The sequence below is a fragment of the Streptomyces sp. NPDC040405 genome, assembly GCF_055595765.1.
Genome location: NZ_JBVIVI010000012.1, coordinates 146,744 through 160,862, shown reverse-complemented (window position 1 = coordinate 160,862; position 14,119 = coordinate 146,744). Strand labels below are relative to the sequence as shown.

11 protein-coding genes are annotated in these 14,119 nt (G+C 72.9%); 8 read left to right on the top strand and 3 right to left on the bottom strand.

From position 1 onward, the window contains the following. Positions 1-30 precede the first annotated feature (30 nt). The 5 genes from ACZ59A_RS36785 to ACZ59A_RS36765 are packed head-to-tail and all read left to right on the top strand — an operon-like array spanning position 31 to position 6,322. The gene (locus ACZ59A_RS36785) at positions 31-1,938 is read left to right on the top strand and encodes a VgrG-related protein (protein ID WP_470968003.1); all 1,908 of its coding nucleotides are present in this window, start codon (positions 31-33) and stop codon (positions 1,936-1,938) included. 53 nt (positions 1,939-1,991) lie between these two features. Then, positions 1,992-2,474 (top strand): GPW/gp25 family protein, encoded by a 483-nt coding sequence (locus tag ACZ59A_RS36780; RefSeq protein ID WP_470968000.1) that lies wholly within the window; start codon positions 1,992-1,994, stop codon positions 2,472-2,474. Then, a complete protein-coding gene (locus ACZ59A_RS36775; protein WP_470967998.1) occupies positions 2,474-4,510 on the top strand; it encodes a putative baseplate assembly protein in 2,037 nt (678 codons plus the stop codon). Before ACZ59A_RS36780 ends, ACZ59A_RS36775 begins: the two co-directional genes overlap by 1 nt. A gap of 1 nt (position 4,511) precedes the next feature. Continuing rightward, the gene (locus ACZ59A_RS36770; protein ID WP_470967995.1) at positions 4,512-5,078 is read left to right on the top strand and encodes a phage tail protein; all 567 of its coding nucleotides are present in this window, start codon (positions 4,512-4,514) and stop codon (positions 5,076-5,078) included. Then, a complete protein-coding gene (locus tag ACZ59A_RS36765; RefSeq protein ID WP_470967992.1) occupies positions 5,075-6,322 on the top strand; it encodes a zinc ribbon domain-containing protein in 1,248 nt (415 codons plus the stop codon). The genes ACZ59A_RS36770 and ACZ59A_RS36765 overlap by 4 nt, the downstream gene beginning before the upstream one ends. Before the next feature lie 97 nt (positions 6,323-6,419). Here ACZ59A_RS36765 and ACZ59A_RS36760 read toward each other — a convergent pair whose 3' ends face one another. From ACZ59A_RS36760 to ACZ59A_RS36750, 3 genes are all read right to left on the bottom strand, one after another. After that, a complete protein-coding gene (locus ACZ59A_RS36760; protein ID WP_470967990.1) occupies positions 6,420-6,800 on the bottom strand; it encodes a VOC family protein in 381 nt (126 codons plus the stop codon). A gap of 186 nt (positions 6,801-6,986) precedes the next feature. Beyond that, positions 6,987-7,646, bottom strand: a complete 660-nt coding sequence (locus ACZ59A_RS36755; RefSeq protein WP_470967987.1) for a response regulator — start codon at positions 7,644-7,646, stop codon at positions 6,987-6,989. Further along, on the bottom strand, positions 7,619-8,908 hold the full coding sequence (locus ACZ59A_RS36750) for a sensor histidine kinase (protein WP_470967985.1): 1,290 nt from the start codon (positions 8,906-8,908) through the stop codon (positions 7,619-7,621). The genes ACZ59A_RS36755 and ACZ59A_RS36750 overlap by 28 nt, the downstream gene beginning before the upstream one ends. A gap of 167 nt (positions 8,909-9,075) precedes the next feature. On the opposite strand from ACZ59A_RS36750, the gene ACZ59A_RS36745 reads away from it, so the two are divergent. From ACZ59A_RS36745 to ACZ59A_RS36735, 3 genes are all read left to right on the top strand, one after another. After that, a complete protein-coding gene (locus tag ACZ59A_RS36745; RefSeq protein ID WP_470968145.1) occupies positions 9,076-9,813 on the top strand; it encodes an ABC transporter ATP-binding protein in 738 nt (245 codons plus the stop codon). Then, a complete protein-coding gene (locus tag ACZ59A_RS36740) occupies positions 9,807-12,299 on the top strand; it encodes an FtsX-like permease family protein (protein ID WP_470967983.1) in 2,493 nt (830 codons plus the stop codon). Before ACZ59A_RS36745 ends, ACZ59A_RS36740 begins: the two co-directional genes overlap by 7 nt. A gap of 162 nt (positions 12,300-12,461) precedes the next feature. Beyond that, complete coding sequence (locus tag ACZ59A_RS36735) at positions 12,462-14,102, top strand: glycoside hydrolase family 43 protein (protein ID WP_470967981.1); 1,641 nt, start codon at positions 12,462-12,464, stop codon at positions 14,100-14,102. The last annotated feature ends 17 nt before the right edge of the window (positions 14,103-14,119 follow it).

Below are 14,119 nucleotides of genomic sequence, written 5' to 3'. Positions count from 1 at the left end.
AGAGCCCCCGAGAGACGAGAGACCACTGCGATGAGCCCGAAGACGTACACCAGCGTGCTGCACGTGGAGGTGGAGGGCGCCCCGCTGCCCGACCGGCTGGCGCGGCTCCTGGTCGATGGCTGGGTGGACTCCAGTGTCAACGTGCCCTCGGCGTTCCAGCTCACCTTCAGCGATGTCGGCAGGGACGTACTGAAGACGTTTCCGCAGCTCACCATGGGCGCGGAGGCGGCGCTGTTCCCGGTCACCGACGGGCGCAAGGGCAAGGCGATGCTCACCGGGGAGATCACCGCGATGGAGGTGGACAAGGACGGGGCGGGCCGGACCCTGGTGGTGCGCGGCTTCGACCCGGGCCACCGGCTGCTGCGCAATCGCCGGGTCGAGGGCTACCCCAACATGACCGCCGGGGACATCGCCCGCCGCGTCGCGACGCTCAACCGCCTGACCCCGGGGCGCATCGACAGCACGCGCTCGGTGTACGAGCTGGCCACCCAGCCCAACATCACCGACTGGGACTTCCTGAGCCGCCTGGCGCAGGAGAACGACGTCCATCTGTACTTCGACAACACCGGCAAGATGTGTTTCACGGACCTGGTGTCCGCGTCCGGCGCGCCGTCCGACTCCACCCCGTCCTCGCGGAGCCCCTACGTCCTGGAGTTCGGCACCAACGAGCTGCACAGCCGGGTCGGGGTGACCGCCGCGGGGCAGGCGCGGACGGTGCGGGTCCGGGGCTGGGACGTGAAGACGAAGCGGCCGCTGCGGGGCCAGGCGAGCGCGGGGACCACGCAGGACGTGAAGACGGACCTCACCCCGGCCAAGGCCACGGCCAAGTTCGGGAAGGCGGAGCTGGTCGGTACGGACGTGCCGTACGGGACGCAGTCGCAGGTGGGGCAGGCGGCGCGGGCGCTGGCCGAGGACGTGGCGTCCTCGTTCACCGAGCTGGAGGTGGCGGTCACCGGCAACCCGGATCTGCGGCCGGGCCTGCCGGTGGCGTTGAACGGGGCGGGGTATCCGTTCGAGGGCAAGTACACGGCGACGGGTGTGCGCCACGTATTCGCCAGCGGCAGCCCGTACACGACCTGGGTGTCGGTGACGGGCCGTCAGTTCCGTTCGCTGTACGGGCTGGCCTCGGGCGGTGGCGGGGCCGGGGGCCCGGAGCAGCTTCCCGGTGTGGTCAACGCGATCGTCACCAACATCATGGATCCGCTGCGGATGGGACGGGTCAAGCTGCGTTTCCCGTGGCTGTCCGACACGTACGAGAGCGACTGGTGCCGGGTGGCCCAGTTCGGCGGTGTGCGCGGTGGCGGGCTGCTGCTGCCGGAGGTCGAGGACGAGGTGCTGGTGGCGTTCGACCGCGGATCGCTGGAGCATCCGTACGTCCTCGCCGGGCTGTACAACGGGAAGGACAAGCCGACCGACGACCCCGACGGCGTGCAGCCGGTGGACCGTACCCGGGGCCGGGTCAACTGGCGCAGCCTCGCCTCGCGCAACGGCCACATCGTGGAACTGCTGGACCGGCAGACCCCGCCCAAGCAGGGCGTCCGGCTGCAGACGGGCAACGGCAAGCTCACCGTCCATCTGGACCAGACCCGGACGAGCGTGACGATCAACAGCAGGGGCGAGGTGTCCATCGAGGGCACCCGGGCCGTCGAGGTCAAGAGCGGCGGAAACCTGAGCCTGCGGGCCGGGGGCGCGGTGAACATCCGCGGTGGCGGCGCGGTCAACATCCGGGGCGGTGGCGGAGTGAACGTCCGGGCGGGCGGCCAGGTCGGCATCCAGGCGGGCGCCGCGCTGAACATGAGCGCGGGCGCCTCGGCCACGCTGCAAGCGGTGGGCACCCTCCAGCTCTCGGCCACCGCCTCGGCCCAGTTCCGGGCGGTCTCCGTGGCGCTCCAGGGTGTGGTCACCGCGAACGGGATACCGGTCCCGCCGGTCCCCTGAGGAGTCCGCGGAACGAGCGTCGGCGGGTACGGATCGAAAAGGACGGAGCGGACATGGGCGAGCAGTTCGTCGGTGCGGGATGGGGTTTCCCGATGCGCACCGACGCGTCCGGGGGCATCGCCCTCGTACAGCGCGAACGGGAGGTCGAGGAGGCGATCCGGCTGGTGCTGTCGACGGCGCCCGGGGAGCGGCCGATGCGGCCGGAGTTCGGCTGCGCCATCCACGACCTGGTGTTCGCGCCGGTCAACGAGGCGACGGCGGGCCGTATCCGGCACGAGGTGCGGGCCTGCCTCGACCGCTGGGAGCCGCGGATCGAGGTGAGCGAGGTGGGCGTCGAACCGGCGCCCGACGAGCCCGCCGCGCTGCTGATCGACGTCCGGTACGAGATCCGCGGCACCAACAACCCCCGCAGCCTGGTCTTCCCCTTCTACGTCATCCCCTCCCACGAGGGCCCGGACGACGAGGCGCCGGACGACGCACCGGGCGGCGAGGGGCCGCGCGACGAGAACAACACCGCTTTGGAGAACCACCGCTGATGGCCCTGCCCTCACCCCACCTGGACGACCGGCGCTTCCAGCAGTTCGTCGACGACGCCAAGCGGCACATCCAGCGGCGCTGCCCGGAGTGGACCGACCACAATGTGTCCGACCCGGGCGTGACGCTCGTCGAGACGGTCGCGGACATGGCCGACCAGCTCGTGTACCGGCTCAACCGGGTGCCCGAGAAGAACTATCTGGCGTTCCTCGATCTGATCGGCGTCTCCCTCTTCCCGCCCGCCGCCGCCCGCGCGGACATCACCTTCTGGCTGTCAGCGCCGCAGCCGGAGACGGTGCGTCTGCCCGCCGGTACTGAGGCGGCCACGGTGCGCACCGAGACCGAGGACGCGGTGGTGTTCGCCACCGAGGAGGACCTGCCGGTGGTGCCGTGCGAGCTGACCCGGATCCAGACGCAGGGGCCCGGGCAGCCGCCCTCCGAGTGCACCTCGGACATCCTCGACGGCCAGGACGTGATGGTCTTCACCGAGGCCCCGAGGCCGGACGACGTGCTGCTGCTGGGCCTCGACACCGCCGTCCCCTCGTGCGCCGTCGTCCTGCGCCTCGACAGCCGGGTCGACGGTGTGGGCGTGGACCCGCGCAACCCGCCGCTGGTGTGGGAGGCGTGGACGCCGGAGGGGTGGCACACCTGTGAGGTGGAGGAGGACTCCACCGGCGGTCTGAACCGTCCCGGCGAGGTCGTGCTGCACATTCCGGCGGGCCACGAGGTCTCGCGCGTCGGCCGGTTCGACGCGGGCTGGGTGCGCTGCCGCGTGGTGGCGGCCGACCCGGGCATGACGTCGTACACCACCTCGCCCACGGTCCGCGACGCGTCCGCGTTCACCATCGGCGGCACGGTGCGGGCGGCACACGCCGAGACGGTCGCCGACGAATCGCTCGGCGAGTCCTCCGGTGTGCCGGGGCAGCGCGTGCGGCTGGCGCGCACCCCGGTGGCGGCCGGTGATCCGGCACTGGAGCTGGCGGTGTCGGACGGGACGGGCTGGCAGCCGTGGACCGTGGTGCCGCACCTGTCCGCGTCCGGCCCCGACGACCGCCACGTCACGCTCGACCACGCGACCGGCGAGGTGGCGTTCGGCCCCGCGGTGCGCCAGCCGGACGGCACCCTGCGGCAGTACGGGGCCGTCCCGCCCAAGGGCGCGGCGATCCGGGCCACCCGCTACCGCACGGGCGGCGGCCGGATCGGCAACGTGGCCCGCAACTGCATCCGCGTGCTGCGCAGTTCGGTCCCGTACGTGGCCCGGGTGGACAACCGCGAGGCGGCGCGCGGCGGGGTCGACGCCGAGACGGTCGACGAGGCGAAGGTCCGCGCACCGGTCGCGCTGCGCGCCCAGGACCGGGCCGTCACGCGACGCGACTACGAGGAGCTGACCCGGCAGGCGGCCCCGGAGGTCGCCCGTATCTCCTGCCAGGCCGCGGATCCGGCCGCCGCGGGGGGCATGGGCGGCGCCGCGGGCACCAGTGGCGCGGACGGTACGGCCCTGAGGGGTGGGGCGGACACCGGCGGGGGCGACCCCGGGGAGAACGCCGTACGTGTCCTGGTCGTGCCCCAGGCGGTTCCGGACGTCGGCGGGCGGCTGCGCTTCGAGCAACTGGTGCCCGGCGACGAGCTGCTGGACAAGATCACCCGCTTCCTCGACGAACGCCGCGCGATCGGCACCCGCCTGGCCGTCGGCCCGCCCTACTACCAGGGCGTGACGGCGGTGGTCACGCTGCACGCCTACCGCAGCGCCGACGCGGACACGGTGCGCAGGGCGGCGCTCGACGCGCTGTACGCCTACCTCGACCCGCTGGTCGGTGGCGTGCACGGCACCGGCTGGCCGTTCGGGCGGCAGGTCCAGGCGGGCGAGCTGTTCGCGGTGCTCCAGCGCGTACCGGGCGTCGAGCTGGTGGACGAGGTGCTGCTGCACCCGGCCGACCCGCTCACCGGCAAGCGCGGCGACGCCACCGACCGCATCCGGCTGTCCGGTCCGTCGCTGGTGTTCCCGTTCGACCACCGCGTCCGCGTGATGGGAGGCTGACGTGAGAGGCGCACTCGAAGGGCTGGAGTCGCCGCACCCGCTGGGCGAGCGGCTCCCCTCCGTCTTCGCCGACGACGATTTCGCGCAGCGCTTCACCGGCGGCCTCGACGCGCTGCTGGCGCCGTTGCTGAACGTCCTCGACTGTCTGGACGCCTACTTCTCCCCCGCGCTGGCGCCCGAGGACTTCGTGGACTGGCTCGCGGGATGGGTCGGTGCCGAACTCACCGGGGACGAGCCGGAGCACCTGCTGCGGCACACCGTCGCCACGGCGGTGGACCTGCACCGCAGGCGCGGCACCCGGAGCGGGCTGCGGGACGCCGTCCAGGCGGCGTTCAGCGTCCGGCCCGAGATCACCGAGAGCGGCGGGGCGGCCTGGTCGCCCCGCCCGCTCGGTCCCTTCCCCGGCGACCGGCGCCCCGGCGTCCATGTGGTGCTCCGGGTGCCGGATCCGGACGCCGTGGACACGACGCGACTTGACGACCTGGTGGCCGCGGCCCGACCCGCACACCTGCCCTACACCGTGCGCGTGGAACGTACGGAGAGCATCGAGAGGAACACCCCATCGTGAATGCCAGTCCCCACCGCACCTGCACGGAGTGCGGCGCGGCCCGTCAGGACAACCAGTCGTTCTGCGACGAGTGCGGAGCCTTCCTCGGCTGGGAGGAGGACACGGCGCCTACGCCCACGGCACAGCGGGCGGAGCGGCCGACGCCGTCCGCACCCGCACCGGAAGCACCCGAGGCCGCCCGGCCGCGGGACACCACGCGCGACGCGGCGGCCGAAGCGCCGCACGCCGCGGCGGACACCCGGCCGACCACCGCCGCGGCGCCCGAACCGGCCGCCGCGGCGGGCGCCGCCCCCGCCGCCGCGACGGATCCCGCCGCTGCCGCCCCGACGCCCGGGCGGGACGCCGACGAACGGGCCCGCGCCCTGATCGTCCCCGTGGCGGACCCGTCGGCGCCGGAGCCCGCCGCCGATCAGGTCGCCCCGGTCCTGCCCGGAACACCGCGGGCCGACGCGCCCCGCGCCCGCTCCGTGGCCCCCGAGGAGGCACCGCGGAACGGCATCGCGTGCCCCTGGTGCGACACGGCCAACCAGCCGCACCGCCACTTCTGCCGCCAGTGCGCCATGCGGCTCGCCGAAGACCCCGCCGCGCAGGTGCGGCCCCGCCTCCCCTGGTGGCGCCGCCTCCTGGGGCTGTACGGCGACGAGGTGCCGTACGCGGGCGACCGGCCGCGGCTGCGCCGGAGCGTGGGCGGCGTGGTGTCCCTGGTGGTGGGCTGGCTCCTCGTCGCGGCCGTGGTCGCCGGCGCCGTGATCTGGACCGGACCGGCCGTGGCCGCCGTACAGGACCACTTCTCCAAGCGCGCGCTCATCCACCCGCGCACCACGACGGCCTCGCACTCCGACTCCAGCCACCTGCCCGAGAAGGCGAACGACGGCAAGTCCAACACCTGGTGGGGAACCGGCTACGCGGGCGACTCCACGAACCAGGCGTGGGAGGCCATCTTCTCCAACCCCACCCGCCTGCTCGACGTCGTCATCACCCCGGGAGTCTCCAAGAAGCCGGAAGAGGGCCGCGAGCAGGCACGTCCGCGCCAGATCGACGTGAAGCTGAGGCATTCCGACGGGAAGACCGAGACGCGCCGGCTGAACCTGGACGACGGCACGGTGCAGACCTTCTCCCTGCGCGCCCGGGACGTGGTCAGCGCACAGCTCGTGCTCAAGTCCGCGTACACGGAGCCGGACAAGCAGGTCGCGGTGGCCGAGGTCGAGTTCTTCGGCCCGTCCGCCAACAACGACGCCACGTGAGACCCGCCCGAGGTCGTGATCGGCAACGGCCGATCACGACCACCCGGGTGCTGCCTTGCCGCTCGTTGCCGACGAGGGCCGTCGGCGACGAGGGCTGTCAGAGGGGCGCGAGGCGGGCCTTGAGCAGGCAGAACTCATTGCCTTCGGGGTCGGCGAGGACGTGCCAGTGCTCGTCCCCGGTCTGGCCGATATCGGCGGGGCGCGCTCCGAGCTTCAGGAGCCGTTCGAGCTCGGCGTCCATGTCCCGGTCGGTGGCGTTGACGTCGATGTGCAGCCGGGACTTCCCGGGCTCCGGCTCGTCCCTGCGGCTGAGGATGATCGTCGGCTGCGGGCCGCCGAACCCTTCGCGCGGCCCGATCTCCAGGGTTCCGTCGTGCTCGCGATCGAGCACCACGAAGTCCAGGACCTCGCACCAGAACCGCGCCAGCACCTCGGGGTCGCGGCAACCGAGTACGAGCTCACTGATACGACATGCCATGGACGAGACCTGCTCTCGGCGTAGGAACTGCCGGGGTGGCCGCGCGCGGATCTCAGGGCTCCCCGCAGTGAGGACACTGCCGCGACCGTACCGGGCGAGGCGAGCGGCGGCTAACGAATTTCCGGCCCTCGCCCGGCCGCTCCACCCAATGAGGGAGGCAGGCCGCGCAGCTGACCTTGGCACGCATCACCCCCGCAGATAGGTGAGCACCGCGAGCACTCTGCGGTGTGTCGCATCGGTCGGGGGAAGGTCCAGCTTGCCGAGGATGCTGCCGATGTGCTTGCCCACGGCCGCCTCGGACACCACCAGGTGGCGGGCTATCGCGCCGTTCGACCTGCCCTCCGCCATCAGGGCCAGGACCTCCCGTTCGCGCGCGGTGAGCCGCTGAAGCGGGTCGCGGCGGCGGCGCAGCAGCTGGCGTACCACTTCGGGGTCGACGACCGTGCCGCCGTCCGCGACCTCGCACAGGGCGTCGACGAACTCCTCCACCCGGCCGACGCGTTCCTTCAGCAAATAGCCGACGCCCGTTCCGTCGCCGGAGTCCAGCAGCTCCGAGGCATACGTGCGCTGCACATACTGGCTGAGGACCAGGACGGGCAGGGTGGGCCGCGTCCCGCGCAGCCGGACCGCCGCGTGCAGTCCCTCGTCCTGGAACCCCGGGGGCATGCGGACGTCCGTCAGGACGATGTCCGGGGCGTGCTCCTCGACCGCGGTGAGCAGCGCGGACGCGTCGCCGACGGCCGCGACCACGTCGTGGCCGCAGCGGGCGAGCAGGCCGACGAGTCCTTCCCGCAGCAGCACGCTGTCCTCGGCCAGTACTACGCGCAAGCGTCGGTCCGTTCGCAAGGGAACTCCACACGCAACAGGGTCGGTCCGCCCGGCGGGCTGGACAGGGAGAGTCTGCCACCGAGCGCGGCCACCCGGTCGCCGAGTCCGGTGAGCCCGCTTCCGGCGGCGGCGTCCGCGCCGCCCCGGCCGTCGTCGCACACGTGGAGGAACAGCCGTCCGTCGCGGTGTGCGCCGCTCACCTCCGCACGGCTCGCCCCGCTGTGCCGGGCGATGTTGGTGAGGGCCTCGCGGACCACGAAGTACGCGGCGGCCTCGACCGCCTGGGGCAGCCGTCCGGGCAGCTCCAGAGCCACGTCCACGGGAACCGCGGAGCGGTCGGCGGCGTCGGCGACCGCCGCGGGGAGGCCGTAGTCCGCGAGGACCTTGGGGTGGATGCCGTGGATGAGTTCGCGCAGCTCGGCGAGCACCTTGTCCGCCTCCTCGTGGGCCGCGGCGAGCTGGTCGGCGAGCGGCCCGGGCGGGGCGTCCAGGCGGGCCAGGCCGAGCGTCATCGTGAGCCCCACCAGCCGCTGCTGTGCGCCGTCGTGCAGATCGCGTTCGATGCGCCGCCGTTCCGTCTCGAAGGCGTCCACCAACCGCAGGCGGGAGCGGGCGAGTTCGGTGACCTTCGCCTTCAGATCCTCCTCGCGCGGGGCGATCAGCAAACGCGTCAGTGCGGCCCGGGCCCCGGCCACGACCCCCAGGACGTAGCCGCACAGGCCCATGAGCAGCAGTCCGAGCAGGGCGATGGCGAAGGCCACCGGCCAGGAGGTGACCATCCACTGCTTGAGCACCTTCGTCTCGTGGCCGCCGCCGACCGTGGCCATCAGCAGCGGTGTCGCCACCACGGACAGCGGGGCGAGCAGCGCCACGGCGAGGACGAGCGCGTCGACCGGCCACAGCAGCACCGCGAACAGCACGGCATAGCCCAGCTCCCGCCACGTCGCGCGCTCCCTCAGCCGGGTCGTCAGCCAGGCCCACAGGCCATAGGCCGTGGGCGCCCGGTGCTGGTCGGGCGCCGGGTCCCGGTCGATCAGACGCAGCCTGCGCCGTTCCACCCAGGCCACCGGGATTCCGGCGAGCGCGGCGAGGACGAGCAGCGGCAGGCCCACCAGCACGACGGCGAGAATGCCACCGGCCACGGCCGTGGCCACGATGCCCACAAGGGCGAACGCGCCGGTCACCGCGCCGCTGAGCAGGTATCCGGCCGAACGCCACGGCCACGACGACAGCAGGAAGCCCGGCCCGGACATGGCCTGCCACACATTCCGAGGGTGCATGGAGGTCACCGTAGAAGGCGCGCCCGGCCGGTGCCATCGGTCCAGTGGGTGTACCGGAGGTATGCCTGGCCCTACCCGAAGTCTCGGTTCTGCCGTACTGCGCCACGGGGGCCGCACGCGGTTTCGTGGCGCTCGGCATCCTCGACATCGAGAACGGGTGGGGACACATGAACAACGACGCGATCCAACTGCGCGCCGTCAGCAGACAGTTCGGCTCGGGGGACGGCGCGGTGACAGCGCTCGACCGGGTCTCGCTCTCCTTTCCCGCGGGGACGTTCACCGCCGTCATGGGCCCTTCCGGCTCGGGCAAGTCGACCCTGCTGCAGTGCGCCGCGGGACTGGACCGCCCCACCTCGGGGTCGGTCACCGTGGGCGGGACCGAGCTGACGGCGCTGAGCGAAACCCAGCTGACTCTGCTGCGGCGCAGGCGCATCGGCTTCGTGTTCCAGGCGTTCAACCTGCTGCCGTCCCTGACCGCCCAGCAGAACGTGGCACTGCCCCTGCGGCTCGCCGGGCGCCGTCCCGCCACGGCCCGGGTGCATGAGGTGCTCCGGCAGGTCGGGCTCGGCGAGCGGGCGCGGCACCGGCCGTCCGAGCTGTCCGGCGGCCAGCAGCAGCGGGTCGCGCTGGCCCGCGCCCTGATCACCCGCCCCGAGGTGCTCTTCGGCGACGAGCCGACCGGGGCCCTCGACACGCGGACCAGCCGTGAGGTGCTGGCCCTGCTGCGCGGCATGGTCGACGGCGAGGGCCAGACGGTCATCATGGTCACGCACGACCCGGTGGCCGCCTCCTATGCGGACCGGGTGGTCTTCCTCGTCGACGGGCGGCTCGGCGGCGAGCTGGCCGGGGCGGGCGCCGACGCCATCGCGGCGCGCATGACCACTTCGGAGGACGTGCCGTGCTGAGCGTCGCCCTGAGCACCCTGCGCACGCGCTGGGTCACCTTCCTCGGCAGCTTCGTCGCCCTGTCGCTGGGCGTCGCGCTGCTCGCCGTCATGGGCCTGGCCCTCGCCTCGTCGCTGGACGCGCCCGACCGGAAACCCGAACGGTTCGCCGCCGCGCCGGTGGTGGTCCAGGGAGCCGACACGCTGCGGGTGCGCACCGCGAACGGCACCCGGGTCCAGAAGCTCGCCCATCCGCGCGCCGTTCCCGCCGCGGCCGTGGCGAGACTGCGGAAGCTCGGGCCCGTGGTCGAGGACCGCACGTTCGCCGTACGGGCACGGGTCGGGCCGGGCGGCCTGGTGGGCCACCCCTGGTCCACCGCCGCCTTCGCCGGGTACGAGATCGACGCGGGACGCGCGCCCCGGGCGGCCGACGAGGTGGTCATCAGCGGGGACTGGGCGAAGCCGGGCGAGCGCGTACGGACCGGCGCCGGGACCGTACGGGTCGTCGGGACCGTACGGCGGCCCCTCGACGGGCGCGGTGCCGAGAACGCCGTCTTCGCCACCGACGCGCGCGCCGCCCGCCTCGCACCGCGCAGCGTCCGGCTCGTCGTGGACGCCTCCCCGGCGGCCGTGCGCGAGGCGGTGCGCGACAGCGACGGCGTCCAGGTCCTCACCGGGGACGCGCGCCGCCGCGCCGACCCCGGTCCGGACCGGGACCGCGAGGCCCTCATGGCGATGAACGCCCTGTTCGGCACGGCCGGGGGCGTCACCGCCTTCGTGTCCGTGTTCGTGGTGGCCTCCACCTTCGCGTTCGCGGTGGCCCAGCGGCGCCGGGAGTTCGGGCTGCTGCGCACGGCCGGGGCGACCCCGGGTCAACTGCGCCGGATGGTGTTCGCCGAGGCCCTCATGGTCGGCGTCCTCGCCTCGGCCACCGGCTGCCTGCTCGGCGCGTACGGTGCGCCACGGCTGGCCCGGTGGGTGGTCGACGGCGGTGTCGCGCCCGGCTGGTTCACCATCGGCGACCACATGTGGCCGTACCACCTGGCGTTCTGGACGGGCCTGCTCGTCGCAGTGTGCGGCGTGGCGGCCGCATCCTGGCGGGCGGGCCGCACCGGCCCCGCCCAGGCACTGCGCGAGGCGTCCGTGGACACCGGGACGATGCCCCTCGGGCGGTGGCTGTCCGGTCTGGCGCTTCTGCTGACCGCCGTCATCACCCTGTGTCTGGCCCTGATGGCGGACCCGGGAGACCTGCTGCACCGAAAGACCTATGTGAGTCGGCCGATGCTGCTCATCACCGCCGTCGCGCTGCTCGCACCGGCCGTGGTGCGCCCGCTGACCCGGCTGATCGCCTGGCTCCCGGCCCAACTCCCGGGCGCCTGCGGCATGCTGGTGCGGGAGAACGCCGCCGCCGGTGTGCGCCGCACCGCCGCGATCGCGGCGCCCGTGCTGGTCACGGTCGCCCTCACCGGCTCGCTCCTGGGCGCCACCGCGACGCTGAACGAGGCGAAGGCCACCGAAATCCGCGAGCGGACGGCGGCCGACTTCGTCGTCACCCCGGCGGGCGAAGCGGGTTTCGACGCGGGGACCTTGCGCAAGCTGCGTACCGTGCCCGGCGCCCAGGTGTCCGCGACCGCGTCGAGCGCCGTCTACGTTCTGGAGGACGGCGTGTCCCTCGTGAAATCCGAGGCCCGCGCCGCCGACCCCGGCCCGCTCACCGCCACCGCCCGGCTGCCGGTCGAAGCCGGGAACGCGGGCGGCCTCGACGACGACTCGATCATCGTCAACGGCGAGTGGGAGCAGCACACCGTGGGCCGACGGGTCCACGTCTGGCTCGGCGACGGCACCAGGAAGTGGCTGCGGATCGTCGCCGTGATGGCCACCGGCACCGGTGGCAACGGCGTCTACGTCACCCCGCGCAACGCCCCGGGCGCAACCGTCGACCGGGTCGACGTCACCCTCACGGGCGGCGCCGACGCGAGCGCCGTGGCCACCGGGCTGCGGGCGGCGGTGCACTCCGCGGGCGGGCGTGTTCTCACCAAGGACCAATGGGTGGCGGCGAGTTATCCCGAGACGAAGGACACCAGCCGGATCGGGCTCCTGCTCGTCCTCGGCATCGCCCTCCTCTACACCGGCATCTCCCTGGCCAACACCATGGCCATGGCCACCTCCGACCGCGTCCGCGACCTCGGCGTGCTGCGCCTGGCCGGGGCCACCACGGGGCAACTGCTGCGGCTGGTGGGCGCCGAGGCGCTGATGGTGGTCACGGTGGGCGCGGTCCTGGGTGTGCTGGTCGCCGGGCTCAACCTGATGGGCATGGGGAGCGCCCTGGCCCTGCTGTCGGTGCGGACCACGATCCAGATGCCCTGGACGGCCATCGGCGCGGCCGTGGGCGCGTGCGCCATGCTCGCCATGGTCTCGTCCGTCGTCCCCGCCGCATTCGCCCTGCGGCGACGGACCGCCCCGAAAGCCCTTTCCCCACGGCGGCCCGGCTCTCGCGGGCCGGGATAGGGCCGCGGAGGTCTCGTGGAACGTCCCGTGGAACGTGCCGTGGGAGCGCTTCCATGGAGGGTCGTGTTCATGTCACGATGCTAGGAGCGAGGACCCCGCCGCCCAGCGGAACTCACCGCGCCGATACGGCCAGAGGCCCCGGACGAAGGAGAGCGATCCGACATGTCCTGGCTCGATCAGGAACACAGCCGCCGGAAGGCGATGGCGACGGCCACCGGCCTGATCGCGGGCGCGGCGGTGCCCGTCACCTCCGCTTCCGGCGCCGCCGCGGCCACGCCGAATGCCGCCGCCCCGCATGCCGCCGCCTCGTATACGAACCCGGTGACCTGGCAGGACTTCGCGGACATCGACATCATCCGGGTGGACAACACCTACTACTACTCCGCCTCGACCATGCACTACTCGCCGGGCGCGCCCATCCTGCGCTCGTACGACCTGGTCAACTGGGAGTTCGCGGGCCATTCGGTGCCCGTCCTCGACTTCGGCTCCGCGTACGACCTGAACGGCGGGCGCGCCTACGTCAAGGGGATCTGGGCGTCGACCCTCAACTACCGGCCCCGGAACAAGACGTTCTACTGGCTCGGCTGTATCGAGTTCTCCAGGTCGTACCTCTACACGGCCCCGGCCGTCGAGGGGCCCTGGAGCAGGCTCACGACGATCAACAACGCCTACTACGACGCGGGCCTGCTCATCGACGATGACGACACCATGTACGTGGCCTACGGCAACAGCGCCATCAGCGTCGCCCAGCTCTCCGCCGACGGGCGCACCCAGGTCCGCGCGCAGCAGGTGTTCAGCACGCCGTCGAGCATCGGGACGCTGGAGGGCGCCCGTTTCTACAGGAGAAACGGGGCATATTACATCTTCCTCACCCGCCCCGCGAACGGCCAGTACATCCTGAAGTCGACGAGCGGTCCCTTCGGGCCCTACACGCTGCGGCAGGTGCTGCTCGATCTCGGCGGTCCGGTCTCCGGCGGAGGCGTCCCCCATCAGGGCGGGCTCGTGCAGACCCAGAACGGCGCCTGGTACTACATGGCCTTCGTGGACGCCTACCCCGGCGGCCGGATCCCCGTCCTGGCGCCGATCACCTGGACCTCCGACGGCTGGCCCGTCATCCAGCTGGTGAACAACGCCTGGGGGGCGTCGTACCCCAGCCCGGCCGTCCCCGCTCCGCCCCGCCAGGTGACCCCGCTGACCGGCGTCGACACCTTCGACGGGACGACCCTCAAGCCGAAGTGGGAGTGGAACCACAACCCGGACAACGGCAAGTGGTCGGTCGGCAACGGCCTGACCTTGCGCACCGCGACGGTCACCAACGACCTGTACGCGGCGCGCAACACCCTCACCCACCGGATCCAGGGCCCCACCTCCACCGCCACGGTCCAGCTCGACCACTCCGCCCTGCGCGACGGCGACCGGGCCGGGCTCGCACTGCTGCGCGACTCCTCCGCGTGGATCGGCCTCAAGCGGGACGGGGGTACGACGCGAGTGGTGATGGTCGACGGCCTGACCATGAACGGCAGCTGGAACACCACCGGCACCGGCACAGAGGTGGCGAGCGCCGGGGTCCCGGGCACCCGCATATGGCTGCGCGCCACCGCCGATATCCGTCCCGGCGCGGCCCGGCCGGGCACCTTCTCGTACAGCACCGACGGCATCACGTTCACCCGTCTCGGGCCCGCGTTCACGATGGGCAACGACTGGCGGTTCTTCATGGGCTACCGGTACGCGATCTTCAACTACGCCACCCAGGCACTCGGCGGCTCGGTCAAGGTCTCACGCTTCGAGCTGTCCACCCCCTGACCCCCATGTCCCCCTGA